23 protein-coding genes are annotated in these 26,292 nt (G+C 70.2%); 6 read left to right on the forward strand and 17 right to left on the reverse strand.

Going from position 1 to position 26,292, the window contains the following annotated elements; all coding sequences use genetic code 11:
- Window positions 1-33 precede the first annotated feature (33 nt).
- The 6 genes from BLS95_RS54410 to BLS95_RS26740 all read right to left on the reverse strand — a co-directional run bounded on the left by BLS95_RS54410 (window position 34) and on the right by BLS95_RS26740 (window position 5,498).
- Complete coding sequence (locus BLS95_RS54410) at window positions 34-495, reverse strand: DNA adenine methylase (RefSeq protein WP_143043876.1); 462 nt, start codon at window positions 493-495, stop codon at window positions 34-36.
- A 485-nt stretch (window positions 496-980) separates the two neighbouring features.
- Window positions 981-1,403, reverse strand: a complete 423-nt coding sequence (locus tag BLS95_RS26730; protein WP_176993394.1) for a tyrosine-type recombinase/integrase — start codon at window positions 1,401-1,403, stop codon at window positions 981-983.
- A gap of 114 nt (window positions 1,404-1,517) precedes the next feature.
- Window positions 1,518-1,706, reverse strand: a complete 189-nt coding sequence (locus BLS95_RS54415; protein ID WP_143043877.1) for a hypothetical protein — start codon at window positions 1,704-1,706, stop codon at window positions 1,518-1,520.
- Between the two features lie 288 nt (window positions 1,707-1,994).
- The gene (locus BLS95_RS26735; protein WP_143043878.1) at window positions 1,995-2,192 is read right to left on the reverse strand and encodes a hypothetical protein; all 198 of its coding nucleotides are present in this window, start codon (window positions 2,190-2,192) and stop codon (window positions 1,995-1,997) included.
- Window positions 2,193-2,529: 337 nt separating this feature from the next.
- Window positions 2,530-2,664 carry a hypothetical protein gene (locus BLS95_RS59130; protein WP_281250042.1) on the reverse strand — a complete coding sequence of 45 codons (135 nt, stop codon included), beginning with the start codon at window positions 2,662-2,664 and terminating at the stop codon, window positions 2,530-2,532.
- Window positions 2,661-5,498 carry a hypothetical protein gene (locus BLS95_RS26740; RefSeq protein WP_090936832.1) on the reverse strand — a complete coding sequence of 946 codons (2,838 nt, stop codon included), beginning with the start codon at window positions 5,496-5,498 and terminating at the stop codon, window positions 2,661-2,663. The genes BLS95_RS59130 and BLS95_RS26740 overlap by 4 nt, the downstream gene beginning before the upstream one ends.
- Window positions 5,499-6,308: 810 nt before the next feature.
- On the opposite strand from BLS95_RS26740, the gene BLS95_RS26745 reads away from it, so the two are divergent.
- Both BLS95_RS26745 and BLS95_RS26750 read left to right on the forward strand, forming a co-directional pair.
- Complete coding sequence (locus BLS95_RS26745; RefSeq protein ID WP_245765293.1) at window positions 6,309-7,115, forward strand: phosphotransferase; 807 nt, start codon at window positions 6,309-6,311, stop codon at window positions 7,113-7,115.
- A 59-nt stretch (window positions 7,116-7,174) separates the two neighbouring features.
- Window positions 7,175-7,438 carry a TFIIB-type zinc ribbon-containing protein gene (locus BLS95_RS26750; protein WP_090936839.1) on the forward strand — a complete coding sequence of 88 codons (264 nt, stop codon included), beginning with the start codon at window positions 7,175-7,177 and terminating at the stop codon, window positions 7,436-7,438.
- Window positions 7,439-7,513: 75 nt separating this feature from the next.
- On the opposite strand, the gene BLS95_RS26755 is transcribed toward BLS95_RS26750, so the two are convergent.
- The 3 genes from BLS95_RS26755 to BLS95_RS26765 all read right to left on the reverse strand — a co-directional run bounded on the left by BLS95_RS26755 (window position 7,514) and on the right by BLS95_RS26765 (window position 10,899).
- On the reverse strand, window positions 7,514-8,425 hold the full coding sequence (locus tag BLS95_RS26755; RefSeq protein WP_090936842.1) for a hypothetical protein: 912 nt from the start codon (window positions 8,423-8,425) through the stop codon (window positions 7,514-7,516).
- Window positions 8,426-8,534: 109 nt separating this feature from the next.
- A complete protein-coding gene (locus tag BLS95_RS26760; RefSeq protein ID WP_090936845.1) occupies window positions 8,535-10,136 on the reverse strand; it encodes an ABC-F family ATP-binding cassette domain-containing protein in 1,602 nt (533 codons plus the stop codon).
- A gap of 241 nt (window positions 10,137-10,377) precedes the next feature.
- Window positions 10,378-10,899, reverse strand: coding sequence for a CGNR zinc finger domain-containing protein (locus BLS95_RS26765; protein ID WP_090936849.1), 522 nt, complete (start codon window positions 10,897-10,899; stop codon window positions 10,378-10,380).
- A gap of 25 nt (window positions 10,900-10,924) precedes the next feature.
- Here BLS95_RS26765 and BLS95_RS55865 point away from each other — a divergent pair, with 25 nt between their 5' ends.
- From BLS95_RS55865 to BLS95_RS26775, 3 genes are read left to right on the forward strand one after another with little or no spacing between them, the layout of a single operon-like run.
- Window positions 10,925-11,095 (forward strand): hypothetical protein, encoded by a 171-nt coding sequence (locus BLS95_RS55865; protein ID WP_176993395.1) that lies wholly within the window; start codon window positions 10,925-10,927, stop codon window positions 11,093-11,095.
- A 50-nt stretch (window positions 11,096-11,145) separates the two neighbouring features.
- A complete protein-coding gene (locus BLS95_RS26770) occupies window positions 11,146-12,900 on the forward strand; it encodes an AMP-dependent synthetase/ligase (RefSeq protein ID WP_090936852.1) in 1,755 nt (584 codons plus the stop codon).
- 37 nt (window positions 12,901-12,937) lie between these two features.
- The gene (locus BLS95_RS26775; protein WP_090936855.1) at window positions 12,938-13,309 is read left to right on the forward strand and encodes an acyl-CoA thioesterase; all 372 of its coding nucleotides are present in this window, start codon (window positions 12,938-12,940) and stop codon (window positions 13,307-13,309) included.
- Here the strand turns inward: BLS95_RS26775 and BLS95_RS26780 are convergent.
- From BLS95_RS26780 to meaB, 5 genes are all read right to left on the reverse strand, one after another.
- Window positions 13,293-14,378: an acyltransferase family protein gene (locus BLS95_RS26780; protein WP_245765294.1), complete on the reverse strand. Its 1,086-nt coding sequence runs from the start codon at window positions 14,376-14,378 to the stop codon at window positions 13,293-13,295. The two genes, BLS95_RS26775 and BLS95_RS26780, sit on opposite strands and share 17 nt — an antisense overlap.
- Window positions 14,366-14,986: a TetR/AcrR family transcriptional regulator gene (locus BLS95_RS26785; RefSeq protein WP_090936861.1), complete on the reverse strand. Its 621-nt coding sequence runs from the start codon at window positions 14,984-14,986 to the stop codon at window positions 14,366-14,368. The genes BLS95_RS26780 and BLS95_RS26785 overlap by 13 nt, the downstream gene beginning before the upstream one ends.
- A 47-nt stretch (window positions 14,987-15,033) precedes the next feature.
- On the reverse strand, window positions 15,034-15,960 hold the full coding sequence (locus BLS95_RS26790; RefSeq protein WP_218135991.1) for an acyltransferase domain-containing protein: 927 nt from the start codon (window positions 15,958-15,960) through the stop codon (window positions 15,034-15,036).
- Window positions 15,961-15,965: 5 nt separating this feature from the next.
- Window positions 15,966-18,239 carry a CehA/McbA family metallohydrolase gene (locus BLS95_RS26795; RefSeq protein WP_090936865.1) on the reverse strand — a complete coding sequence of 758 codons (2,274 nt, stop codon included), beginning with the start codon at window positions 18,237-18,239 and terminating at the stop codon, window positions 15,966-15,968.
- A gap of 326 nt (window positions 18,240-18,565) precedes the next feature.
- Window positions 18,566-19,537: a methylmalonyl Co-A mutase-associated GTPase MeaB gene (gene meaB, locus BLS95_RS26800; RefSeq protein WP_090936868.1), complete on the reverse strand. Its 972-nt coding sequence runs from the start codon at window positions 19,535-19,537 to the stop codon at window positions 18,566-18,568.
- A 110-nt stretch (window positions 19,538-19,647) separates the two neighbouring features.
- On the opposite strand from meaB, the gene BLS95_RS59135 reads away from it, so the two are divergent.
- Window positions 19,648-21,483: a serine/threonine-protein kinase gene (locus tag BLS95_RS59135; protein ID WP_090936870.1), complete on the forward strand. Its 1,836-nt coding sequence runs from the start codon at window positions 19,648-19,650 to the stop codon at window positions 21,481-21,483.
- 42 nt (window positions 21,484-21,525) lie between these two features.
- On the opposite strand, the gene scpA is transcribed toward BLS95_RS59135, so the two are convergent.
- Genes scpA through BLS95_RS26820 form a run of 3 tightly spaced genes read right to left on the reverse strand, consistent with a single transcriptional unit; the run spans window position 21,526 to window position 26,285 of the window.
- A complete protein-coding gene (gene scpA, locus BLS95_RS26810) occupies window positions 21,526-23,664 on the reverse strand; it encodes a methylmalonyl-CoA mutase (RefSeq protein WP_090936873.1) in 2,139 nt (712 codons plus the stop codon).
- Window positions 23,661-25,418, reverse strand: a complete 1,758-nt coding sequence (locus BLS95_RS26815) for a methylmalonyl-CoA mutase family protein (protein ID WP_090936876.1) — start codon at window positions 25,416-25,418, stop codon at window positions 23,661-23,663. Before BLS95_RS26815 ends, scpA begins: the two co-directional genes overlap by 4 nt.
- A gap of 48 nt (window positions 25,419-25,466) precedes the next feature.
- Window positions 25,467-26,285, reverse strand: coding sequence for a peptidoglycan recognition protein family protein (locus BLS95_RS26820; RefSeq protein ID WP_090936879.1), 819 nt, complete (start codon window positions 26,283-26,285; stop codon window positions 25,467-25,469).
- Window positions 26,286-26,292: the final 7 nt, after the last annotated feature.

Consider the following 26,292-nt stretch of genomic DNA (forward strand, 5'->3'; position numbering starts at 1 on the left):
CCCCCACCGGCGTGGCCATCCGGGAGCACCTCGTCATACAGATTCGACTGGTAGCCGGACAGCACCACGGCGGACTTGCACCCGGCGAGGAGTCGCAGCAGCCGGGCGGGCTCGCGGCCCAACTCCCTTGACATAGTGGCCGCTGCCGAACGCGTTGCGGGTGGAGCACAGGTAGGGCGGGTCCACGTACATGGCGGTCTGCGGCGAGACCATGCGCTCGATCAGCTCGAACGCGTCCACCTGCTCAATGACCGCCTCCCGCGACCTGCTGGCGTGCAGCGCCGCGGCGGCTCTCTTCGAGCCGGCCGGGTTGTTGACCCGCGTCCTCGATGTCGGCCGACTCCAGGACGCGTCTGCCTCACCGCTGCAGGACCGGGTGCACTGGATCCACCAGTGACGAGCGCGCTCCAGGTCCGACGCCGTGGTGTCGCCGAGTTTCGCGGCCTGGTGCTCGGCGCGGGCGTACGGCGTCGACTCGATCGCGCGGATCAGCACGTGGCCAGGAACGGACCGGGCCGCCCCTTGGCGCCGTAGTACTGAAAGGGAGGCCGCACCCCATGATGAGCACTCCCTATGGGCCTATGGTAATCACACGTATCCATATTCTCGGGGAGAGCAGGCCGAACGTGAACCTCGGACCAATCGAACTGGTGATTGTTGCGGTATTGCTCATTGGAATCGTCATGCTGGTCATACGCCTGAGACGACACTTGGCGGAACGAGGTTCAGGCCCACGACGACCTTCACCTGTGAATCCGACGCCGCGAGAACCGCGACAGCCACGAGAGCCGCGACGAGCTTTGACCGTTGCAGCCGAGATAGCGGGCATCATCGGCGCTGTCGCTGCCATCTTGGCCCTGCTCATCGACCGCTGATCGAAGCGATATCAAGACATCGGTAACGCCTAGCACGTCGCATGGGGGCGAAGCTTTCCACGCGGACTGTTCGGCCGGTGCGCTCTTGGCGCACATCAACCGGCGTTACCAGGCGCCTCGCTTACTCCAGTGCCGACGCCACCAACTGGGAAGGATCTCTTTCAGTTGGTTCGCCGGGTGCAGATAGATCATCGTCGTGTCCACGCTCTCATGATCGAGAGCTTCCTTGATGTCCACCGCGTTCGTGCCCAGTTCCTTCGCCATCGACGCCCAGGTGCGCCGCAGCATGTACGGAGTCACTTTCCCGGCGATCCCGGCCCGGCGGCCAATCCGCGCCACCAGCCCCGACGCCGACGACCGGTAGAAGCGGCCCCCGGTGTCGGTCACGAAGATCCGCCCGGTGAGCTGCGGCACCGCCAGCTCAGCGGAGATCGCTTCCTCGACCCGGCTCCCGGTGCGCACCAGGACTCGGATGAACGCCGCGGTGCGCAGCCAGGCCAGGCCGAAGTCGACGTCGGCCGCGGCCACCAGATCGCGGGCCGGGTCAACGCGATCGTCTCGGAGCGGTTTCCGCGACACCTTCGGCCGGCGGGTCCGCTTGAACCGGTTGGCGTCGATGATCTCCTCGTCGGCGAGGTAGTCCTACCACGACGACACCGCCGAGATCCGTCGTGCCATCGTCTTCAGTTCGAGCCACCGCTTATAGACGTCGCCATGGGATTTGCGCGCCCGCAGCGGGTCAAGGCCGGTCTCGGTGCAGAGCTCGAACCACCGCGCGATCTCGCACCGGCAGGCGTCACGCATGTTCTCAAGTCGTACGACAGCAGCCACGCCATCGTTGTGTCCTGGGCGAAGCCGAGCAGGGTTGGCGGGAAGACGATCCCGCCGGCCCCGCCCGGCTCGCGGACCAGCTCAGCGGTCACGTGCCGCCTCGTTCGAGCCTGTCGAGCATCGCTCGCAGTTGCGGGTTCCCAACAGCCAAGCGCTCCAGCTCCGGGCGGGCGTGCGCGTACAGCTCCGGAAGGACGGGGTCGCTCCCTTCCAGAGCTGCGGCAACTGCCTGCCCCGTCGCATCCGGCCACCGCAGGCGGACACGGTTTATCAGACGGTCAAAGTCGCTTATCGGGCATTCCCGCGTTCGGCGAGCTGATCACCAACGTACAGCAGCGCGTGAACGATCGCCGGGATCTGGTCGGCGACGTAAATGGCCACCGCTTCGGGAGTGTGGTGTCGTTCGCCGTAGGAAGTCATGGCCGCGGCGAGCACGTCGAGCGCTTCCTGCCGGTGGTCGGTTGGAGCTTCATTGGCGTTACTCATGATCACTTCTCTCTGCCACAAGGAGAGTTACGTGATCAATCTATCCAGTGATCTATGGCCATAACCTGGATTATGATCATCTGCTAACAACCCCGCTCCCCCGCTATTCCACCGCGCGATCACGGTCACCTGAGAGCCAGACTGGGCTATGGGACGCGAACTCCGCGGCGGTCTGCATGGGGATCGACCCGGCATTGTCCAAGAATTGCTTGAGATACTCTCTGCCCAAGCCCCAATCGCCCTAAAGGAAGGCGACGGCGATGCGGGAGCGACGGTCCGACCAGGTGGGATCCTGGTCGGGGGCCTTCGTGTGTGAGAAATCGACCAAGGGTCGTGATCAGACTCTAACCGCGCCCAAGAGTCGGCAGGGCGCAATGGGTTCCTCGTCGATGACGATCTCGAACACGGCCAGGTGGCCGTCTTCGTTCTCGCTGACCTGGACCACGGTGTAGTCGATGCCGCGCGAGGTCAATCCTTCTTCTGCATGGGCACCTCGAGACGAGAATCTCCCGCGACTCCCACGGCGATCCACCGGTGAGACGCGTCGAGCAGAGCGACGGTGCGCGCCAGCCATACGGCATGAGCCCAAGGCGGAATGGATCCATATTTGGTTAGCTCCCGGAACTTCCGGTCGATCACCGTGACCTCGATGGCCGAGCCATCGTCGAGCATCGCGATCGTACCGTCGTCCGAGGCGGCCAGATCGGCGACGATCGTCCGCTCGTCGACCGCTTCCAGTTCGGGTTTCGACTCATCCGAAAGGCGATACGACGCCAGTCCCCTCTTCCCGCCAACGAACAGCCGGTCACGTGTACGCAGAATGCTTTGGCCGCCCTCGAACGGCCACCAATTGATCTTGTGCAGGTCGGACCCGGCGCGTACGTCGACGCCGTTCGATGTCAGGAGGTAGACGACGCTGTCTCCGGCCGCCGCGCCCAAGACGGTTTCGCCGGAGGCCGGCTCGACAGGCGTGCGGACGAGGTCGCTCCCGATCGAGGTCATGCCTCGGGCGCCGAAGAGGAAGAGCCGTCCCTCCCAGGGGCAGACGGCGGTCAGGCCCGGCTCCGACCAGACCCCGACCCGTGACGGTGCATGCGGGTTCGACATGTCGAAGGCGGCGACCTTACCGTCCATCAGGGCGACGATCCCAGCACGAGACCATATGGTGGCGGGAATCAGTCGCAGGGCTTCGTTCGGGAGCGGAATCAAGGAAGTCGAGGAGATGACCTGCTGGCTGATCTCGACGCCCGCGTTCTCAACGCTGCCCTCACCTTGTTTGAGCATCGTCAGTTCTGTGCCCTCCGCAGGAGGTACGAGGGCATGGAGCCTCAGCGTCGAGCTCGGCTGCCGCTGGGCCGTCAGCAGGTGGTCGCCTTTCTGGTCGAACAGCGTGACGGTCGCATCGCCTATTAAGCCCGTGATGCGGACGTCCCAGAAATGCCCCAGCTGCATCTCGTAAGGCGGATCGATCAGCGGATCGACGATCCATGCGAGATCGAACTTTCCCTCCTTCGCCTCGTGGACCCACTCCCAGATGGCCGGACAAGCCCGGAGCTGGACGTCGACCGAGCCCACCACAAGAGCACGATCGGCATCCGTCATTGGTTTCGGAGCAGGTATGCGGATCAGCTGTACTCCCGCGGAGGTCTTGACCAGCAGGTCCAGAGGGTAGGGATCCGCGTTGTACTCGGGGGAGTCCGGCATCGGCATCTTGATTTTGATCTTCGTGGGTGCGAGGTCGCGAAGCAGTTGGAGGCCTGGAGCACTGTGGGGGAACACTCCGAGGCGGTCATTGATCACCTGGACTTCGCACACGTAGACCGGAGTCGTCCCGGTGTGGTTGATGGCCACCTCGGCGTACAGGGACGCGTAGCCGTCGGGGTTGCGCCGCACGTCGTCGAGCAGGTGGTTGCTTGCCTGGCTGCACGATACCTTTGGCCCGATCCAGGCGAATTCGGATGACTCGAACGAGGGCTGTGATGCGGTAAGGCCGCCGTCAAGCCGATGGCCGGTCGAGGTGAGCATCTCACCGGAGATGACCATCCCATCGGGCTGCCCGACACAGCCGGACAGCCGCATTCGGAGGTCTCCGAGATCGGGGGCCGGTGGCTCGATGGTGCAGCGGCGATGCGTGGGCGTGAGCATGGTGCATTCCATGCCGTCGGGGGACACGTCGATGCCGCCCAGCTTTCCGGCGATGCCCCTCACGTCATCGCCGATGGCAAGTTCGAGCACGTACCCGAGCGGGGGCGCGAACGATTTGATCGTGCCCAGCAGCCTTGCCGGAAAGTCGAGCAGCTTCTGGATCTCGTCGAGTCGCACGTCGGCGACGAGCCGCGGCGGGGTGGTCTGGGTCGAGAACGAGAAGTGCACTGTGGGCGCGACATCGACATCAGGGAGGAGTGGGATTTCCACGACACCGCTCACCGTGACGTCCACGCAAGGGACACCTCCGGCGACAAAGTAGCGGCTGCCGATGCTGTTCGGACGGAACGGCGCTGTGGGCGCGGACTGCAGCGCGACCTCGACATCACGCGTGAGCTTGGATTCCAACATCCTGGCATCCAGGAACAGTCCCCAATCGGCGGCGCCGACCCGGTCCTCAAGTGCTCCGCTGTAGAAGTTGGTCCATCTGATGTCGCTTGCGTCAGTCCCGCCGAACGGGTCGACGCGAAACGATATTCGGTCCAACGAGTGGTTGACGCTGACTCCGGCGTTCGCTATCCAGGTGACGCTCGTCGGCAGCAGTCCACCCGTGAAGTTGAATTCCTGGGGAGGCACCTGGAAACTGTTCTTCGCGAACTCGATGATCATTTCCCACAGCTGGTCCTCGTTCACCCCTGGAGGTAGGGCTGGAAGCTGTCCCGGTTCGATGTGGTCGAACCTCGTGAACAGCTTGCATCCTTCGAATGGCACGGGGTCGTAGGACAGAGTCAGCACTGCGCTGAAGGAGATCGGCGGAATGACCGCCGGGGGAGATGCGTTGGGGTTCGCCAGGACGGAGTTGCTCTCGACCAGGTGAAGCGTGACAGGCTGGACGATCTGCGTTTTGAAGCCCGTCGCGCGATTCGGCGTGGGGAAGAAGTGGGGAGGATCCGGATTCAGGCGTGGTTCGCGATAGTAGACATAGAACTCGCTCGGGACGTTGTGCCGTATGGAGTTGGCCCCGAATTCGATCCGTTGCACCTGGATCTGGAAACCCCCGATCGGAAATGGGGGCGGGAGGCAGTTTCGGCGGGACTGAACCCCCCGAAGTTGCGCGGCGAGAAAGGACGCGGTACGCATCTGGACTTCGAACAGCGCCACGTGGACCCCTTTGCACCAAATTCCTGGAGAGTCGGCTCGTAACGCTACATCCACTCCGGTTACTTCTGCCATAGGCGAAATCGAGCATGTGCGTCGACGCGTGCCACTCCCCCGCGCAGGCCACCGCGCTTGGCGCAGCCCTGCTTCTCCAGGGAACAGCTCAGGTCTCCGTGAGATACGTACAAAGCGGATATTGAAACGCGACAACGCGCCGCCGCACCAATACCGTTAGCTGCACGCGCTCGCCACGCCACCACCCGCAGCGCCTACCTTGCCCCGCAACGAGCCCAATCCCCAAGCCCGCACCTGATGCAGTGCTTCACCGCCGCCTTGGACATACCGGGCGGAGGAGGTCGCCGTATCCGTCGTAGCGAAGCCTGAGGACCTCGGGATCCTCTCGCAGTGCGCGAAGGAACTCTTGCCGGCCGGGAGCGCGGCGTATGCCGCGCGGCACGGACGCCAGGATGAGCGTCTTTGAGGGCGCCACTGCCAGAACGGGAGCGTCCAGCACGCCGGCAGCCACCGCCGTCACTCGGGCATCCCTGCGTGGGGAGCCGCAGGGGGTGGCGAGATCATTCCGCGTGTATTCCGCAAGCGGCGGCACTCGGGGGCATCGACTGGCATGCGATGGCTCCATGCCGAACATGGGCAGCCCGCCGACACGGCCGGCAGGTCTGGTCGAGGTTTGGGCCGATCCGGTGATCGCGTGCGGCGGCATGCGCCGCCCATGCCGCCGAATACTCTGTACGAGTGGGTCTGCAGGCGGAGTTGACGGGTATCGCGGAGTCTTACGGAGGCGCGGGGACGCCCGTGTTACATCCGACGCGCACGGACGTCGTGGTGTTACGCCTGGGGGAGGTCGTGGTCAAGGCCCACTCCGCGCGTGACGACGTGGAGGCGTTGCGGCCGAGGTTGCGGGCCGCCGCCTCGGCCGCGGTCAGCGGCGTGATGCTGGCCCCGCTGGAGCCGGAGGTGCTCTCGGCCGGGGGACGCGCGGTGACGGTCTGGCCCACCGGCCGCCCCGTCGCGCAGGACGACCCCGACTCCGCGCCCTGGGAGGAGGGCGCCAGGCTGCTGGCCCGGCTGCACGCCGTGCCGCTCACGCTGCTCCCCGAGCTGCCCCCGGCCGGCGGACCCGCCAGGGCCGCCCGCGCGGTGGACCGCATGCCCGGCGACGGGCCCGTCGAGCAGCTCATCAGGCGGACCTTCAAGGAACTGCCCGAGACGCCCTCGCCCCGCGGATCGCTGCCCGGGCTGCTCACGCACGGTGACTGGCACCTGGGCCAGCTCGTCCACCGCGACCGCTGGCTGCTCATCGACGTCGACGACCTCGGCGTCGGTGACCCGGCGTGGGACCTGGCCAGACCGGCCGCCTGGTTCGCCGCCGGGCTGCTCGACCCGGTCGTGTGGGAGCGGTTCCTGGGGGCCTATCTCGCCTCCGGCGGGCCCGCGCTGGGGCGCGGCGACGACCCGTGGCAGCGGCTCGACGTGCCCGCCAGGGCGCTCACCGTCCAGCTCGCCGCGGTCGCCGTGGTCAACGCCGGGCGCGAGGGCCGGGAACTGGACGAGGTGGAGCATTCGTTGGTCGAATCGTGCAACAGAATCGTCAGAGCGTGACGGGGTTGCGCGCGGTAGGTTTCACCTTGGAGACCTCGAAGGCAAGGAGAGCGACTTAGATGCAGTGTCCCAAGTGCCGCGGGAACATGCGGACTTACGAGCGCAACGGCATCCACATCGAGCAGTGCGACAACTGCCGGGGGATCTTCCTCGACTACGGCGAGCTTGAGACGCTGACTCGGATGGAGTCGCAGTACCACGCGGCTCCCCCGCCCGCCCCCGGCCCCGCGTGGGGCGCGCCGCACGGCGGCCACCACGGCCACCACGGCCACCACGGCCGTCATGGGCAGCGCAGCTGGGTGGGCATGCTGTTCTCGACCTGATCCAGGAAGGGCCGCGCACGCGGGTGCGCGGCCCTCGGGTTGTCCTGGCCTAGTGGTCGTGACCTGCCCAGGTGCTCACTCCGGGAAGTCGTCCGGATCCACCGGCGAGGTGCGGGCATTGCCGCCGGTGATGGAGTGCAGCGTGATGCGCCAGTCGTGCCAGCGGATCTGCGTGGCACTGAACGTCGTCTTGAACGTCACCGACTCCTGAAACCGCTCGAAGCTGCACTGGCGGGTGAACGCCCTGCGCTTGCCGTCCCAGTCCACGCCCTGCGTGAAAAAGACCTTGTACGTGCCGTCGCGCACGCCCCTGACCCTGAACTTGGCCTTCTTGCGCACATAGACGCTGAACACCTTGCTGCCGCCCCGGACGACGGTCACCACCGCGTCGCGGGGGCCGCCGTTGTCGATCTCCAGCGAGCTGCGGCCGTTGAGGGTGCCCCGGCGGACGAACGAGCCGTTGCTCAGCCGCCGGGTCTGCTTGCTCCTGGCCGACACGTCCACGACGTCGGCCGGGTAGTCACCGGCGTCCTGCAGGGCCTCCCCCGCCTTGTCGAGCTCGTCCAGCCGGTCGTCGAGGTCGGTGAGCACGGCCGAGGAGGTGCACAGCTCCCTGGCGCCGACCTTGCCGGCCGTGGTGCCCAGCTCGTCGGCGAAGTCGCGCAGGCTCGTCACATATGCGTCGTGCTGGGCGCGTACGGCCTCGGGCGGGGTGAGCGCGCCGAGCGCGTCGGCCGCGCCGGTCAGCGCCCGCTCGGCACGGTCCACCCGCTGGTTCAGGGCCTTGAGGCCGCCCGCGTTCGCCAGGGCGCTGATCGCGCCGGCCATCGACTTGTGCCTGCTGTCGAGCTCGCTCTTGTAGGCCTCGGCGGTCAGGGCGGCCGGGCTGGGCCTCGCGCTGGCCCCGGCCCCGCCGTTGGCGGCGACGCCGCCCTTGCCGCCCGCAACGCCGCTGGCCCTCGGCTCGCCACCGGTCGGTGAAGGCACGTCCGCGGAACAAGCGCTGAGTGTGAGCGTTGCCAGGGCGAGAAGGGAGGGGATCAACCGAGGTACAGCCACCTGCCACACTATCGCCGGGTTGATCCCCACGCGTCAATTACGATTCCGCCAGTCCACCGTCCCGATCCTGGCGCAGCCGGCGGGTGATCCCGATCGTCTCCAGGAACGGCAGGTCGTGGCTGACCACGATCAGCGCACCCCGGTACGCCGACAACGCCTGGGAGAGCTGGCGGACGCTGGCCAGGTCCAGGTTGTTCGTCGGCTCGTCGAGCAGCAGCAGTTGCGGCGGCGGCTCGGCCGACAGGAGCGCGGCCAGGGTGGCGCGGAACCGCTCGCCGCCCGACAGGGTGCCGGCGGCCTGGTTGGCCCGATCGCCCCGGAACAGGAAGCGCGCCAGGCGGGCCCGTACGTCGTTCACCGAGGCCGAGGGGGCCACGGCGCGAACGTTGTCGAGCACGCTCAGCCGGTCGTCCAGCAGGTCGAGCCGCTGCGGCAGGTAGCGGACGGGCACCTGGGCGCCCTGTCGGACGATCCGCTTGAGCAGCGTCGTCTTGCCCGAGCCGTTGGGGCCGAGCAGGGCGATGCGCTCGGGCCCGCGCACGACGAGCGTCTCCAGCACCTTCCCGCCCACCCCGGCGACCTGCTCATCGTCACCGGCCGCGCGGGCCAGCGGGAGGGTCAGGACCGTACGGCCCGCGGGCACCTCGGTGCCAGGGAGCTGGATGCGGATCTCCGCGTCGTCGCGCACGGCCTGCTCGGCCTCGTTCAGCCGCTCGCGGGCCTCCTCCAGTTTCTCCACGGCCAGCGCGCGCTGCCTGCCCGCGGTCACCTGGGCCTGCCGCTTGCGCGCGCCCGCGATGATCTTCGGCACCCGGTTGTTCTCGGCGGCCTTCCTGCCGGTGCGCGCGTTCCTGTCGATCTTGATCCTGGTCTCGACGAGCTCGCGCGCCTGCCGTCTCACCTCGCCTTCGGCGGTGCGTACCAGGCGCGCGGCTGCCTCCTGCTCGCCCGCGACCTGCTCCTCGTAGCGGGCGAGGTTGCCGCCGTACATCCGGACGGCGCCGTCGCGCAGCTCGGCGATCTGGTCGACGAGTTCGAGCAGCGCCCGGTCGTGGCTGACGACCACCAGCACGCCCTGCCAGGCCCCGACGGCGGCGTGCAGCCGCTCGCGCGCGTCCAGGTCGAGGTTGTTGGTGGGCTCGTCGAGCAGCAGCACCTCGGGCCGCTTGAGCAGCTGGGCGGCCAGCGCGACCATGATGGACTCGCCGCCGGACAGCGTGCCGACCGTACGGTCCAGCCCGACGTGGTCCAGGCCGAGCCGGTCGAGCTCGGCCCGCGCGCGCTCCTCGACGTCCCAGTCGTCGCCGACCGCGGCGAAGTGCTCCTCGGCCGCGTCGCCGCCCTCGATGGCGTGCAGCGCCGCCCGGGTCGCGCTGATCTCCAGCAGGTCCGACACGGTACGGCCGGCGCCCAGCGGCACGTTCTGCGGCAGGTATCCGACCTCTCCCGAGACGGACACCGAGCCGGATCCCGGGACCAGCTCCCGGGCGATGATCTTCAGCAGGGTGGACTTGCCCGACCCGTTGACCCCGATCAGCCCGGTACGCCCGGCGGGGAACGCGGCATCGAGCCCGTCGAGCACCGTGGTGCCGTCCGGCCAGCCGAAGGAAACGTGGTCTACCACAATGGAATAAGACATAAGGCGGCTCCCATCACAGAAATCGAAATTTCGTGACTTGGCGGGAATCACCGCATCAACGCGCGACACACAGGAGCCGTACCGAACTTAAACGGTGGAGGCGAGGACATCGCCGAGGTCCAGGTGTGCGCGCATGCCCACGACAGGGCGGAACGGCGCGGTGCCCGCGACCTCAGATCCTCACGTCAACTGCCCCCACGGTTCGGTTGTACGACACACGGGAGCTTAGGCGAAATCCGGATCAACCGGCAAGCCGACGCGCCCGATGGGCCGCCACGTTGACCCTGTTCGCGCAGCCCGGCGAGCAGAACCGGCGCCGCCCGTTGCGTGAGGTGTCGACGTAGACGGTCCCGCAGCCCTCGCGGTCGCACCGTCCGAGCCGCCGCCCGCCGGCGAACGAGATCGCCATCGCCAGGCCGCCCGCGGTGGTGTCCTTCGTCCGGGCGACGATGTCGGCCTCCACGGAGAAGAAGTGCAGGTGGGGCTCGCGGCCGTCGTGGGCGCTGACGTACGGCTTGGCCGCGGTGACGTCGAGCAGGTCGTTGATCAGCTTGATCTGGACCTCCTGGATCCGCTCCCCGAACACCGGCGCGAGCCGGCCCGCCCACTCCCGCAGCTCCGCGGCCTCCTCCATGGTGACGGCGGTGCGGAGCATGCGGTGCTCCGACAGCAGCGCGGTGACAGGCGCCGGGGCGAAGTCGGTCGCGTTGACCAGCGCCGCCGCCAGGGCCGCCCCGTTGCCGCCGTAAGTGTTGAAATGCATAAGGCCATTACATCAGGTTGGAATCATGCATACTGAGCCGCACGACCCCCTCGCCCTGACCGTCGTCTCCTCCCATCGCACGTCCGAGGGCCTGGTCTCCTACCTGCGGTGCGCCTGCGGCGCGTGGGAGGTGCGCACGTCGACGCTGGTCGCCACCGCGCTGCCACGGCGCTCATCGATCAAGACCATCGACTGAGAGGGGCCCGGGGTCCTAGAGTCGGCTCCAACACTCCCTGGAGGTCAGGCATGTCGAGCATTCCCTCCCTGCTCCGCGACCGGATCGCGGCGACCCCCGACGCCGAGGCGTACCGATTCCCCTCGGACGACGGCTGGGCCTCACTGTCCTGGCGGGAGGTGGGCGAGCGGGTGCGCGGGCTGGCCCTGGGCCTGTCGGAGCTGGGGGCGAGGCCGGGGACGCGCGTGTCGATCCTCTGCTCCACCCGGATCGAGTGGATCCTCGCCGACCTGGCCGTGCTGGCCACCGGGGCGGCCACGACCACGATCTACCCTTCCAACACCGCCGCCGAGTCCGCCTTCGTCATCACGGACTCCGGCAGCACCATCGTCATCGCCGAGAACGACGAGCAGGTCGCCAAGATCAGGTCGGTACGGGAGGAGCTGCCCGGCGTCACGCACGTGGTCGTCATCGACGGCTCGGCCGGCGACGACGGCTGGGTGGTCACGTTCGACTCGCTGAGCGGCGAGGGCGACTACGACGCGATGGTGGACGCCATCGCCCAGGACGACCTGGCCACCCTCATCTACACCTCCGGCACCACCGGCCGCCCCAAGGGCGTGGAGCTGACCCACGACAACTGGCTGTTCGCGGCGGAGTCCGTACGCGGTCTGGACATGATCTCCGGGTCCGACCTGCACTTCCTGTGGCTGCCGCTGTCGCACTCCTTCGGCAAGCTGCTGGAGGTGGTGATGATCGACATCGGCGTGTGCACCGCCGTGGACGGCCGGCTGGACAAGATCGCCGACAACCTCGGCGTGGTGAAGCCGACGTTCATGGCCGCCGCGCCGCGCATCTTCGAGAAGATCCATAACACCGTGGTCGCGACCCAGCAGCGCGAGGGCGGTCTCAAGCTGCGCATCTTCACCTGGGCGCGGGCGACCGGCATCCGGGTCAGCAGGGCCCGCCAGCGCGGCGCCGCCGTCCCGTTCACCACCCGGCTCGAATACGCGCTGGCCGACCGCCTGGTGTTCAGCAAGCTGCGGGCCCGGTTCGGCGGCCGGATCCGGTTCTTCATCGCCGGCGCCGCCCCGCTGTCGCGGGAGATCGCCGAGTTCTTCGACGGGGCGGGCCTGACGATCCTGGAGGGGTACGGCCTGACCGAGTCCTCGGCGGGCAACTTCCTCAACCGGCCGGACTCGGTCAAGTTCGGCAGCGTCGGGCTGCCGCTGCCGGGCACCGAGGTACGCATCGACGACGACGGCGAGATCCTCATCGGCGGGCGCGGCGTCATGCGCGGATACCACGGCCTGCCGGAGGAAACCGCCGCCGCGCTGGAGGACGGCTGGCTGCGTACGGGCGACATCGGCGAGCTGGACGAGGCCGGCCGGCTGATCATCACCGACCGCAAGAAGGAGCTGATCAAGACCTCGGGCGGCAAGTACATCGCGCCGACCTACCTGGAGGGCCGGATCAAGGCGGCCTGCCCGTACGTGTCGCACGTGTTCGTGCACGGCGACCGGCGCAACTACGTCACGGCGCTGGTCACCCTCGACATGGACGTGGTCAAGCCGTGGGCGCAGGCCGAGTCGCTGCCCGCCGACGCCGAGTCGCTGCGCGAGCACCCGCGCATGCGGGCGGAGGTCGAGAAGGCCATCGACCAGGTCAACGCGGACCAGGCCAGCTATTCCACGGTCAAGAAGTTCGCGATCCTGGCCGAGGACTTCACCGTGGAGACGGGCGAGCTGACCCCCAGCCTCAAGATCAAGCGCAAGGTGGTCGAGGATCGCCACGGCAAGATCCTCGACTCCTTCTACGACTCCTGAGAAGGAGCGGGACGACCCCCGGGCGTAGGGTTCCGGGGTGATCTCCCATCTCCCGGTGCGCCCGCGCCACTGTGACGCCCAGTCGATGATGCACGCCACCCGCTACTACGAGTATTTCGAGGACGCCTTCCTCGACTGGCTGGGCGCCCGGGGCGGCTACGACCGGCTCCGGAGCGAGGGCGCCGACCTGGTCGTCAAGGCCAGCGGCTGCGAGCACCACGCCCCCGCCCGGCTCGGTGACGTGCTGGCCGTGGAGAGCGCCCCGGCCCGGGTGGGCACCACGTCGCTCACGATGACGTTCACCATGCGGCGCGGGGACGACCTGGTGGCCGTCGGCACGATCACGTACGTGTGCGTACGCGACGGCCGGGCCGCCCCCCTGCCCGGCATGCTCACAGCACCCGCTTAGCCCCCGGCAGCGACCGCACGGCGTAGGCCAGCGCCCAGCACAGCGGCAGGGCGAGCACCAGCATGATGGCGAACTTGACGACCGCGACGGCCTGCAGCCGGCTCAGCGCGTAGCCGAGGGCGACCAGCACGATCGGGTGCACGATGTAGACGGTGAAGGCGTGCTCGGACAGGAACCTGCCGCGCGGCCCCTGGTCGTTGAACCGCCGCCGGAACACCACCGACAGCCCGATGATCATGCTGACCGCGAAGGCCGACTCCCACAGCGCGCCGAGCACCGAGCTCACCGCGCCGGTGGTGACCGCCGACAGCGGCAGCAGCACGACGGCCGACACCCCCGCCATGACCAGGCCGAGCCACCCGGCCCGCGCGGGCAGCGACTCGAACCAGCCACGCCGGAAGGCCACGCAGCCGATCGCGAACATGCTCGCGTACTGCGGCAGGTAGTACGGCGTCGGCAGCCCCAGCACCGGTACGTAGCTGCCGACCGGCACCAGGATCCGCCACAGGGCGGTCACGACGGCGAGTCCCAGCACGAACAGCACGATCGCCGGGAACGTGAGCGGGGACGGCTCCCGGCCGGCGGGCGCGCGCAGGCTCCGCCAGGCCGCGAAGGCCAGCGCGAAGACGATCAGCACCTCGACGAACCACATGGGCCCCGGGTCCCAGGAGAGCAGGTAGTACTGCCAGTACGGCATGTCCACGGCCAGATAGCCGGGGAAGTTGGCCAGCGGCCGCAGCAGGATGAGGAAGACCAGCAGCGGGATGCCGAGCCGCACCAGCCGGTCGCGCACGAACAGGCGGGCTCCCTTGCGCTCGTAGGAGCCGGGGGTGAATAAGCCGGAGATGAGGAAGAAGAAGCCCATGAAGAACGCCTGGTTGAAGACGACCAGGATGTCCAGGACGGCTCCCGTGGCGTCCTGGGCGGGCTCGGTGTAGAACCAGAGGGGAATGTTGCCGTACGTGACCGCGCAGTGATGGGCGATCACCAGCACGGTCAGCACGATCCGCAGGTTGTCCACCGCATAGAGCCTGGTCTTCGTGGTCGGCTCGGCTGTCATTGTCTGCATGCCCTTTCGATGAGGTCTGCAAGTTCTGAGGCGTGCGCGTCCAGGTCGTGCTCCGGGTTGGCCACCCAGTACGCGAACATGGCGTCGATGGCCGAGGAGTGCGTGATGGCCATGACGCGCCGGTCGAACTCCCGGAACTCCCCGCTCTCCTGGCCGAGGCGGTAGACCTCCTCCATGGCGCGGAAGATCTCCTCGCTGGCGTTGATCCCGTAGCGGGGTGTGTTGTCGGCGGTCCTGAGGTTGTAGAAGATCTCGCCCAGCGCGATGAGCTGGGCGCGGTGGCCGCGCATGTGCTCGGCCACGCTCCGGACGTGCGTCCTGATCATCTCGGTGGCCGTCCGCAGGCCCGCCATTTTCTCCGCCACGTGCTCGCCGATGGTGCTGTAGACGCGCCCGACGACCTCCTCCATCAGCTCGTCCTTGCTGCCGAAGTGGTAGGAGATGACGCCCTTGCTGATCCCCGCGTGCTTGGCGATCCGTGCCAGCGACGCATGGGCGAAGCCCACCTCGGCGATCACCTCCACGGCCGAGGCGACGATCTGGGCACGCCTGGCCTCCTCGATGAACGACCGGCCCTTCTGACCGCTCGCCTCATTTTCTGACCGCATGGCCAAAAACTAGCACATGCGGCTAGGAAGTGAGCTGCCTGTTTGATTCAGAAGGAGAGCCAGCCCTGACGGCCGTACCAGGTGCCGCCCGCCGCCAGGTGGTCGGCGACGGCCCGCTCCAGCCGCGTACGGCGCGGCAGCCGGGCCGGATCGGCGGCGTCCCCGCCGAACACGAACGACAACACGTCACTGTGCTCGAACCGGTCGAGCGGCTGGAAGCGCCGCTGGAAGGCGACGATGTTGGAGCCCGCCGGCAGGTAACCGGCGAGCTGCTCGTCCAGCAGCCACGACGCGCACGTCATGACCCGGTAGTCCTCCTGCGGGAAATGCCGGGGGAAGAACCGCCTGGCCCGCTCGAACGACTCGTCGCACGCCTCGGGCGTCAGCGGGCCGTGGAAGTCGGGGACGTGCACGTCGAGCACCAGGTCGCCGGGCCCCACCGGCGCCCCCTCAACGGCGGTCCCGCCGAACCTGCCCCGGTTGAACTGCAGCCGGCCGAGCTCGTAGAGCAGGCCGCGGGCGTGCAGCATGAACCAGTAGGGCGCGTGCAGCCCGCCGGTGCCGTGCCGCTTGCGGTGCACGGCCATGTTACGGCCCAGGTCAGTGAACGTCGCCCAGGACACCTCCTCGGGAATGCCCAGCTCGCGGTGGTAACGGCGGGTGTGCGGCAGGGCCGCGAGGTAGACGTAGACGTAGAAGTACGGCCCCAGCTCGGGCAGCTCCGGGAACATCGGCGGGCTGTCGAGGCTGCCCATGGTGGACACCAGACTGTGCACGCACCGCTCGGCCAGCCACCACAGGGGGCCGCCCGGCTCGGGCCGGGCGGCGATGACCTGGTTGATGTCCTCGTGCGGCACCGCCAGCCGCAGTAACGCCGCCGGCAGGTCGGCGGGCAGCACGAGGTCCACGCCGTCGCGTGACTCGAAATGTTCGAGCCAGAAGGGGTGGGCGCGGAGCAGGTCTTTGACGTTCACCGCGGTCAGCTTAGCCGCCCCCGGTAAACGGCCCTGGCCTGCTCCAGCAGGGACATGTGATCGCCGAACTGGTACGGGCCGGCCAGCCGGCCGTGCTGCCTGATGAGGTCCTCCAGCAGGTCCAGCCACTCCAGGCACCAGCGCACGTCCTCCTGCCTGGCCACGCGCCGGCCGTGCACGTCCACGTAGACGGGGCTGGTCAGGGCGTACCCGGTGGAGGTCAGGGTGCGCGGGTGCGGGTCGCACAGGACCTCGGCCACCACGTACGTCGGGGTGTCGACCTGGAAGGAGGTCGTCACGGTCAGCCGCTCGCCGCCCGCCCGCCGGTCGTCGACCGGCAGCCGCGCCGCGCCCGCCCGCACGCCGTCCGCCGTACGGATGCGCACGGCCGCGACCTCCGGGCCCACGGCGGAGGCGGTGATCGTGATCTGCTGTCCCGGGCGGGCGTCGATGACGTGTCCCGGGCCGTGGCCGTCCACGGTCAGCTCCAGCCAGGGGCCGGTGGTGGCGAACGTACGGCCCGCGCGTACCGCCGCCGCGAACGACCTGGCAGTCAGCGGCCCGTCGAGCCGGGCGTAGACACGGGCCCAGCCGGGCGGGTTCGACTGGTTGTCGGAGCGGGTGAAGGAGATCATCGCGTCTGTGCCCGCGGTGACGGCCAGCCGGTTGCCCGCGCCGATCAGCCGCCTGTAGACCGCCGCCGTGGAGAGGATCGAGGCGTGCGTGAGCACGTCGAGGCTGTCCACCAGGCCGAGCGCGGCGTCGGCGACCAGCTCGCGGGCGGCGCAGTTGCGCGGCACCGGCGACACGACGCCCTTGGGCGGGTCGCCGTCGGCGATCGGGGTCTTGAAGGGGTGGCTGTAGCCGACGAGCGCGCCGAGGCCGCGCAGCTCCCGCAGCCCGTCGGCGTTGGGCGGCCAGTCCGAGTCCCCGGCGAACCCGGTGTGGTAGCGGCCCGGGGCGGCGCGGGGCGCGAAGGCGTAGATGTGGCCGAGCAGGTCGTTGCGGTATTCGACGCCCATCCTGGCCACGTGGGTGGCGTCGGACCACGGCAGGTCCACGTCCGTCCAGTGCTCCAGCGCCTCGCGGTCGTAGACGCGCCGGCCGGAGACGTTGCCCGCCAGCAGGTTGAGCACGTGCAGGTCCTCGCCGTGCTGGGCGGCGGCCGCGTCGGCGGGCAGGCCCACCAGGTCGCCCGCCCAGTTGAGGTGTACGTGCATGTCGGCGCCGTACCAGCCGCGGGCGGCCGCGTCGTACAGGCGCTCCGGGGTCAGCCTGATCAGGTGCGTCCCGCCGGGGTCCGGGGTGACCTCCAGCGTCGCCTCGCCGTACTCCATGCCCCGGGCCACGGTGATCGTCAGGGGGGCGGCGGGGACCTCCAACTCCAGGTCGTCGCCGTGGAAGTACGGGCGGCCGTGGTAGTCGTGGCGGTGCGGGGTGTCGGCCGGGAACCAGCCGCCGCCGTCGGCCGCCATGACGCTCCACCGGCAGGGCATGCCCGCCAGCAGGCGCAGTCTGGCGGCCGGGGTGGGCCGCAGGAGGGTGTCCAGGCGCACGCGGACGCCGTCGACGACGATCGTGCTGTCCTGATCCACCTGCACCAGCCAGGCGCCGTACGGGGTGAGCCGCCGCTGGACGTCGTCGACGGAGACCAGGCAGGAGTGCTCGCGGCTGGAGTCGACGAGCAACGAGATCCCCTCCTCCCCCCTACCGGGCAACGAAGCCCCCACCGACCCCTTGGTGTGGGCGGGCCCCGAGGTCGCGGCCAGGGCGGGGGCCGGGGCCGGGATTGCGGTCGGGGCCAGGGTTGGGGTTGGGGCTGGGCGGGCGGCGAGGCGTTGCGCTGCGGAACGGGCGCCGCCGGGTAGCAGCACGAAAGGCGTCCCGCCGGTCCGCCGCCATCGGGCCTTGCGCCGGGCCGGTTGGGCGTCGGCGCCGGGCGGCATCGGCAGTAGCACCGTTCGCGGGGCGCCTTCCAGCGAGATCCCGTCCGGCGTGACCCGCAGGGCGACGAGGTGTCCCGGCAGCTCACCGGCCAGGGTGTCGCGGAGCACCCGGTCGTAGTCGGGTTCGGCCAGCCGGGCGGCGAGCTGGTCGAGCGGCTCGTCCGGATGGCTCTCGGCCACCGACCGGAGGACGAGCTGCCAGAACCGGTCGAACAACGACGGCGGCAGCACCCTGCGCCTGGCGAAGAACTTCACATAGTGGATCTCCGGCTCCCCCCAGGTGATGCCGTGTTCACTCAGCAGCCGGCCGTACTCCTCCAGTGCTCCCGCCACCGTTTTTGGCAGCGTCGCTTCCGCACACATGTGTCGCCTCTCCCCACCTAGGTTGCGCGCCATCGTGACATGGCCCGCGGGGGCGGCCCGGTCGGCGGAATCCTTGCGGAGGCGGAATCTTCACTCCCGGGTGGAGGTATTCCATCCGCGGGTTTCCGATGCTGCTCCGACAGGCGCGTCCAGCCCGAATCACGGGGCGGTACCCGGCGAGAGAGCCCGGACGGCCACCACTCCCGGCGCGGCGGTCAGGGACCCTGGAAGACGGCTGGCCACCGGCGGTCAAGGACGCTCGAAGGCGGCCGGGAGGCGGGGCCGGGAGGCGGTGGTCAGGGGCGTTTGAAGGCGGCCAGGAGGCGGTCGGCGGCGAGCGCGGGTGTCAGCTCACCCGCGAGCACCTCCCGCTCCACTTCCTCCGTGATCGCGGCCACCTCGGGATCGTCGCGCAGCTCGGCCAGCAGCCGGTCCCGCACCAGCGTCCAGGTCCACTGCACCTGCTGCGCCCGCCGCTTGGCTCCCAGGTCGAGCGACTCCTGATGGGCCAGCACCTGCCGCCACAGCCGCTCCAGCCCGTCCCCGGTCAGGGCGCTGCAGGTCAGTACGGGCGGCGGCCCGGTCCCCGACGCCGCGTCGTACCGCAGCATGCGCAGCGCCCCCGCGAGCTCCCGCGCCGCCTTCCTGGCCGGGAGCTCGTGTTCGCCGTCGGCCTTGTTGACCGCGATCACGTCGGCCAGCTCCAGCACACCCTTCTTGATCCCCTGCAGCTGATCGCCGGTACGCGCCAGCGTGAGCAGCAGGAACGTGTCCACCATGTCGGCCACCGCGGTCTCCGACTGCCCCACGCCCACGGTCTCGACCAGCACCACGTCGAACCCGGCGGCCTCGACCACGACCATGGCCTCCCTGGTCGCCTTGGTGACGCCGCCGAGGGTGCCGGAGGTCGGCGACGGCCGGATGAAGGCGGCGGGATCGACCGCCAGGCGCGACATCCGGGTCTTGTCCCCCAGGATGCTGCCCCCTGTCCGGCTGGAGGAGGGATCCACGGCCAGCACGGCGACCTTGTGCCCGCGCCCGGTCAGCAGCGTCCCGAGCGCGTCGATGAACGTCGACTTCCCCACCCCCGGCACACCGGAGATCCCCACCCGGCACGCGTGCCCGGACAAGGGGGTGAGCTCGACGAGCAACCGCTGCGCCAGGGCGATGTGGTCCGCCCTGGTCGACTCGACCAGCGTGATCGCACGGGCGATCCAGGTGCGTGACCCGGCCCGTACACCCCGGACGTAGTCCTCCAGCGAATGCATCCGCCTTCCCCCCTTTTCTTCAGTGATCAGCCTAATGTCTGACAAGTCTTGACCCTTGCCAGTAGGGTGCTGGAGTTCTTGTCTCAGCCGTCACAGGAGTCACTCCCCTTATGCCCAACGTCGAACCGCTTCGCGAGGGCGACCCGGCAGCGGCGGGACCTTACCGGCTGGTCGGGCGGCTCGGCGCCGGCGGCCACGGTGTCGTCTACCTCGGCCAGGCGCGCGACGGCTCCCCGGTCGCCGTCAAGGTGCTGCACGAGGGGATCGCCGTGACCGAGCGCCTGGCCAGGGCGATCGCCGGCGCGCGGACGGTCGAGCCGTTCTGCCTCGCGCGGGTGCTGGACGCCTCGACCGGCGGCCGCCCGTACATCGTCACGGAGTACGTGGACGGGCCCTCGCTGCAGCAGGCGGGCCCGTGCCGCGAGGCGGACCCGCGGCGGCTGGCCGTGGCGACCGCGACGGCGCTGGACGCCATCCACCAGGCCGGCGTTCTCCACGGGAACCTCACCCCGGCGAACGTCCTGCTGGGGGCCGACGGGCCGCGGGTCGTGGACTTCGGCATCGCGGGGGCGCTCGGCTCGGGGGTGAGGGCGACCGGCACCATCGTGGGCACGCCCGCGTACATGGCTCCTGAGCAGCTCGCGGGCAGGGCGGTGGGGGCGCCGGCGGACGTGTTCGCGTGGGCGTCGGTGGTGGTGTTCGCGGCCACGGGGGTGCCGCCGTTCGGGGACGGCTCGCTGCCCGTGGTGATCAACCGCATCCTGAACGACGAGCCGGAGATCGGTGAGCCGCCGTCGCCGTTACGCGAGGTGGTGCTGGCGTGCCTGGCCAAGGACCCGGCCACCCGCCCCGCGATGCGCGACGTCCTCCTCCATCTCACCGCTCCCCTCCGCCACCATGCCCCCGCCGCGCCCCGGCCCGAGACCGCCGCCGCCTTGCCGAACTGGCACCAGGTCCCCGACCTCACCCCCGACCACACCGCCTCCCACCCTCAACCCTCCGCCGGCCCCCTCCCCGGACGCCGGCGCGCCGACCGTCCCCAGCCCCAGGACCTGTCCCTGGGCGGCCGGGACCAGACCCCCCATCAGAGCCCCGCACAGGGCCACACGCAGGGCGCAGGGCCGTACCTGCCGTCGCGTACGAACCCGCACGAGAGCCCCGCCCAGGCCACCGCACCGCTACCGGCGCTGTCCGACCTCGCCTCCCCATCCAAGCCACCGGAACGCCCCGAACCCATAGCCCGGTTCGAGCAGGAGCGGCCCGAGCCGATGGCCCGGTTCGACGGTGTGGTGCCGGGCCAGTCCCCGGTCGCGGTGATGGTGGCGCCCGCGGTCCCGGTCGAGGCGGCCGGGGACGCGGACGAGGCCGGGGCTCCCGCGCCGGGACCGAGGCCCAGGCGCCGGTTGAAGACCGTGCTCGTCGTGACCGTGGCGGCCGTGACCGTGCTCGCCCTGGCCGGTGCCATCGTGTGGCTCACGCCCACCGCCCCCACCCCGAAGACCAGGAGCGACGCTCCCGCGACCGGCCCCGCCGCGACGCCCGGCCCATCGCCGGAGCGGGGGCGTACGACGGTCCCCCAGTCCGGCGACACCTCCGGCGCCGTGCCCACCACCACGGGCGGGATCGACCGGCTCAGGCTCGTCAGCCTGCGGGCGAGCGGCACCAGGGACGGCGACTGCTGGGCGGCCGGCGAGGTGACGCTCCGGGCGCTCGTGCAGCGGACGGGCGGCCCGCTCACCCTCACCTACGCCTGGATCATCGACGGCACGGCCACCAGGCGCGCCATGGCGCTCATCCCGGAGAACGGCCGGCGTTACCTGTCCCCGCCCCGCGCCCTCCTCACGAGCCTGGGCGGCGGCACCCACGAGGTCACGCTGCGGATCACCGCCCCCACCGCCCTCCAGCGGACCGTCTCGATCACGACGTGCGAGAGCACCGCCTTCTGACCGCCAGGCTCACCATCCGCCCTGCCCGGCGCCGGGGCCTGCCTACCGGTGGCGGAGCCGGGTCAGCAGGTCGAGGGCGGCGTCGGCGATCACGGTGCCCGGCGGGAAGATCGCGGTGGCGCCCGCCGCCCGGAGCTCGTCGTGGTCGCCCGGCGGGACGACGCCGCCGACCACGATCATGATGTCGGAGGCGTCGAGGTCGGCCAGCGCCCGGCGCAGCGCCGGCACCAGCGTGAGGTGGCCGCCGGCCAGCGAGGACACGCCCACCACGTGCACGTCGGCCTCGACCGCCTGCCTGGCGACCTCCTCCGGCGTCTGGAACAGCGGGCCGACGTCCACGTCGAAGCCCAGGTCGGCGAAGGCGGTGGCGATCACCTTCTGGCCGCGGTCGTGCCCGTCCTGGCCCACCTTGGCCACCAGGATGCGCGGCCGGCGGCCCTCGGCCCGTTCGAAGTCGGCGCAGGCGCGGCGGGCGCGCTCGACGTCGGCGGCCGGGCCTGACTCGTCGCGGTACACCCCAGAAATGGTACGTACCTGCTCGGCGTGCCGCCCGAACACCCGTTCAAGCGCGTCGGAGATCTCGCCCACCGTGGCCTTGGCGCGGGCGGCGTCCACGGCCAGTTTGAGCAGGTTGTGCTCCAGGCCGGGCGCGGGGTCGGCGGCGGCCTTGGTGAGCGCGTCGAGGGCCCGCCGGACGGCGTCGTCGTCGCGCTCGGCCCGCAGCCGGGCCAGTTTGTCGAGCTGGCGGGCGCGTACGGCGCTGTTGTCGACCTTGAGCACCTCGATGTCCTCGTCGGCGTCCGCGCGGTATTTGTTCACCCCGATGACGGGCTGGCGGCCGGAGTCGATGCGGGCCTGGGTCCGGGCGGCCGCCTCCTCGATGCGCAGCTTGGGCAGGCCCGCCTCGATGGCCCTGGCCATGCCGCCGGCGGACTCGACCTCGCGGATGTGGCCCCAGGCGCGTTCGGCGAGGTCGTGGGTGAGGCGCTCGACGTAGTAGGAGCCGCCCCAGGGGTCGATCACCCGGGTCGTGCCGGACTCCTGCTGCAGGAGGAGCTGGGTGTTGCGGGCGATGCGCGCGGAGAAGTCGCTGGGCAGGGCGAGCGCCTCGTCCAGCGCGTTGGTGTGCAGCGACTGGGTGTGGCCCTGGGTGGCGGCCATGGCCTCCACGCAGGTGCGGGTCACGTTGTTGAACACGTCCTGCGCGGTCAGCGACCAGCCGGAGGTCTGGCTGTGCGTACGGAGGCTCAACGATTTCGGGTTTCTGGCATCGAACCCGGACACGAGCTTGGCCCACAACAACCGGGCGGCCCGGAGCTTGGCGACCTCCATGAAGAAGTTCATGCCGATGCACCAGAAGAACGACAACCGCGGCGCGAACCGGTCGATGTCCAGCCCCGCGGCCACTCCGGCGCGCAGGTATTCCACCCCGTCGGCCAGCGTGTAGGCCAGCTCCAGGTCGCAGGTGGCCCCGGCCTCCTGGATGTGATAGCCAGAAATGCTGATCGAGTTAAATTTCGGCATCTTCTCGCTCGTATAAGCGAAAATATCCGAAATGATCCGCATCGACGGTCCCGGCGGATAAATGTAGGTGTTGCGGACCATGAACTCCTTGAGGATGTCGTTCTGGATGGTCCCCGCCAGATCCTCCGGCGCGACGCCCTGCTCCTCGGCCGCCACGATGTAGAGGGCGAGCACGGGCAGCACCGCGCCGTTCATGGTCATGGACACCGACATGCGCTCCAGCGGGATGCCGTCGAACAGCTGCCGCATGTCGTAGATCGAGTCGATCGCCACCCCCGCCATGCCCACGTCCCCGGCCACCCGCGGGTGATCGGAGTCGTATCCCCGGTGGGTGGCCAGGTCGAACGCCACCGACAGGCCCTTCTGCCCGGCCGCCAGGTTGCGCCGGTAGAAGGCGTTGGAGTCCTCGGCCGTGGAGAAGCCGGCGTACTGCCGGATGGTCCACGGCTGGTTGACGTACATGGTGGGGTAGGGACCGCGCAGGTAGGGGGCGGCGCCCGGATAGGTGTGCAGGAAGTCGAGCCCGTCGAGGTCACCGGCCGTGTAGAGCGGCTTGACGCCGATTCCCTCGGGGGTCTCCCAGACCTCGCCCGCCGGCGGCTCCGCGTCCTTGGCGGGCCGGGTGTCGAGCGGAACGCCGGAGAAGTCCGGGATCATCGGGTCACCTCCAGGTCGTCGAAGGTCTCGCGGAGCACGGCCAGGGCGTCGCAACCGGCGTAGAGGTTGGCGTCCACGCCTTCGTAGTGACCCTTCCCCGCCAGCCACACCTTTCTCGCGCCCGCCCGGACCAGCGCGGTGGCCACGGCGGCGGCGTGCTGGGCGTAGAGCTTGTCGGTGGAGCACAGGCAGGCGACGCGGGAGCCGCTGACGGCGAAGGCGGTGGCGATCTGCTCGGGGTCGGCGCCCGGGCCCGCGGTCTCGGTGTCCAGGCCGCCCGCCCCGAACAGGTTGGCCGCGAACGACGCCCTGGCCGTGTAGGCGGCCAGCGGGCCGATGGTGGCCAGGAACACCTTGGGCCGCTCGGGCTGCGCGTCGGCGAGGTCTCTCAGGTCCTCGAACGCCCGCGCGTACCGCACCTTCGGCGGGCCGTCCGTGGAGGTCCGGGAAGGGGCCGCCTGCGGGCCGGGCTCCACGGCGGGCGGGCGGCGGAGCGGGGTCTCGTGGATGTTCGGGAACTCGCTCACGCCGGTGATCGGGAAGCGCCGGTGGGCGATGTCGGCGTCGCGGCGGGCGCGGGTGGCGGCCAGCCGCTCCGACACCCGCCCGGAGGCCGCCTCGATCCCCCCGGCGGCCTCGATCTCCTGGAACCAGGCCCAGGCGCGCTCGGCCAGCTCGGCGGTGCGATGTTCGACGTAGTAGGAGCCGCCCGCGGGGTCGATCACCCGCCCCAGCCCGGACTCCTCCAGCAGCAGCGACTGCGTGTTACGGGCGATACGGCGTGAGAAGGCGTCGGGCGGCCCGAGGCAGGCGTCGAACGGCTGCACGGTGACCGCCTCGGCCCCGCCCACCCCGGCGGCGAAGCAGGCCACGGCGGTGCGGAGCAGGTTGACCCAGGGGTCGCGGGTGGTCATCATGGCCGAGCTGGTGACGGCGTGCTGCCGTTGCGCCCCGTGCTCGGCGGCCCCGCACACCTCGGCGACCCTGGCCCACAGGCGCCGCGCGGCCCGCAGCTTGGCGATGGTGGCGAACTGGTCGTCGGTGGCGGCGTACCGGAAGTCGATCTGGTCCAGCGCCTGCGCCACGGAGAGCCCGCCGCCGGTGAGCACCCGCAGCTCGGCGACGCCCCGCGCGATCGAGCAGCCCAGCTCGTCGGCGTCGCCGCCGCCGGCGTCGTGGTAGGGAGTGGCGTCCACGGTGACGGCCCGCAGCCCGGGGAAGTCCGCCAGGCAGCGGCGGGCCAGCCGGAGCCCCAGGGCGCCCGCGGCGCCCAGGTTGCCGCGGGGCGCGACGCCGCGCTCGGCGGCCAGGCCGAACAGGACCTCGGCGGCCTCCTCAGCCAGCTCCCCGGCCTCCAGCACGACGGGCGCCAGGTCGAGGTAGACCTCCGCGAGCACCGCGCCCAGCGACTCCACCGGGATGGCCCCGGGCCCGACGACCAGCCACAGCGAGGTGACGCCGCCCTCCAGATCGGCCAGCACGGCCTCCGGGTCGGGCAGGGCGTGCCGCTGCCGTACGTCCCATCCGGCGACCGCCCGGGACCCCCGCAGGAACGGGTAGGCACCGGGCAGGCCGGGATCGCCCGGCAGGTCGTCCGGGTCGTAGAGCGGCGCGACCGTCATCCCGTCATAGGTGGCGCCGGCCAGCGCCTCCTCCGGCGAGTCCGTATCGACCCCGGACCGGCGCAGCACCTCGACCGCCAGCGCGCGCCAGTCGTCTCGGGTGATGGACGCGAAACCCGATGCGAGTTCCATGATTCGGATAGTAGGTGGAAACGCGGCCATCCTCACAACCGGGTGGGGTCAGGACGGCGCCTCCCAGGTCAGCCGCCAGGTGACCGGCCCCACGATCCCGTCGTCGGGCACCTGCTGTCGGCGCTGGAAACGCCGGCACACCTCACGCGACTCGCTCCCGTACGCGCCGTCCACCGCCAGCTCCCAGCCGCGTGCCCGCATCTGCCGCTGCCAGGTGCGTACGTCCTCGCCGCGCGTCACCGGCGGATAGCGCAGCAGCCGGCCGGGGAACGGCGGGGCCGAGGGCCTGTCCGGGGGTGTGTCCGGGGGTGTGTCCGGGGGTGTGTCCGGGGGTGTGTCCGGCACCGGCCCGCCGTCGGCCGGCCGGGGCGCGCCCCGCCTGACCCAGGTGTAGAGGGGCTGGCCGGGGCAGTCGGTCGAGTATCCGTCCCGGTGCCCCTTGATCTCCTTGCCGGCCTCCCCGTGCTCGCGGGTGTACTGGATGGCGTCGAGGATCGCGTGCAGCAGCTCGTCGGGCGGCTGCACCAGCCCCGCGTTGCCGACCAGCCCGAGCACCGCGTAGTGGCCCGCGTTGAGCCCCGGGCCGTTGGCGGCGGGCAGGTTGTGCAGCCCTCGTCCCTCGAACACCATGCGGTGCGGGCAGGCGACGAAGGAGTAGGCGATGTCGATCCAGCCGTTGCCGTCCATGTGGTAAGCCTGGATGGATCGCACCAGGTCCACGCAGCCGCCATGGTCGGAGACGATGCCCGGGTCCACCCTGCCGCCCGTGTAGTGCACCTTCACGCCTTTGGTGGATTCGAGCTGTGTGTAGTCGCCACGCGGCGAACGGGCGTTCCAGTCACGTCTTAACACCAGGTCAATGGCCACGGTGATC

Source organism: Nonomuraea jiangxiensis, from assembly GCF_900099965.1.
GTDB lineage: Bacteria > Actinomycetota > Actinomycetes > Streptosporangiales > Streptosporangiaceae > Nonomuraea > Nonomuraea jiangxiensis.

Coding starts and splice junctions, on each gene's coding strand:
- BLS95_RS26780 (WP_245765294.1), bottom strand. CDS start 14,378: ATGCAGACAATGACAGCCGAGCCGACCACGAAGACCAGGCTCTATGCG.
- BLS95_RS26770 (WP_090936852.1), top strand. CDS start 11,146: ATGTCGAGCATTCCCTCCCTGCTCCGCGACCGGATCGCGGCGACCCCC.
- BLS95_RS26760 (WP_090936845.1), bottom strand. CDS start 10,136: ATGTCTTATTCCATTGTGGTAGACCACGTTTCCTTCGGCTGGCCGGAC.
- BLS95_RS26750 (WP_090936839.1), top strand. CDS start 7,175: ATGCAGTGTCCCAAGTGCCGCGGGAACATGCGGACTTACGAGCGCAAC.
- BLS95_RS26735 (WP_143043878.1), bottom strand. CDS start 2,192: ATGAGTAACGCCAATGAAGCTCCAACCGACCACCGGCAGGAAGCGCTC.
- meaB (WP_090936868.1), bottom strand. CDS start 19,537: ATGCATTCGCTGGAGGACTACGTCCGGGGTGTACGGGCCGGGTCACGC.
- BLS95_RS26815 (WP_090936876.1), bottom strand. CDS start 25,418: ATGGAACTCGCATCGGGTTTCGCGTCCATCACCCGAGACGACTGGCGC.
- BLS95_RS26785 (WP_090936861.1), bottom strand. CDS start 14,986: ATGCGGTCAGAAAATGAGGCGAGCGGTCAGAAGGGCCGGTCGTTCATC.
- BLS95_RS59135 (WP_090936870.1), top strand. CDS start 19,648: ATGCCCAACGTCGAACCGCTTCGCGAGGGCGACCCGGCAGCGGCGGGA.
- BLS95_RS55865 (WP_176993395.1), top strand. CDS start 10,925: ATGCATACTGAGCCGCACGACCCCCTCGCCCTGACCGTCGTCTCCTCC.
- scpA (WP_090936873.1), bottom strand. CDS start 23,664: ATGATCCCGGACTTCTCCGGCGTTCCGCTCGACACCCGGCCCGCCAAG.
- BLS95_RS26765 (WP_090936849.1), bottom strand. CDS start 10,899: ATGCATTTCAACACTTACGGCGGCAACGGGGCGGCCCTGGCGGCGGCG.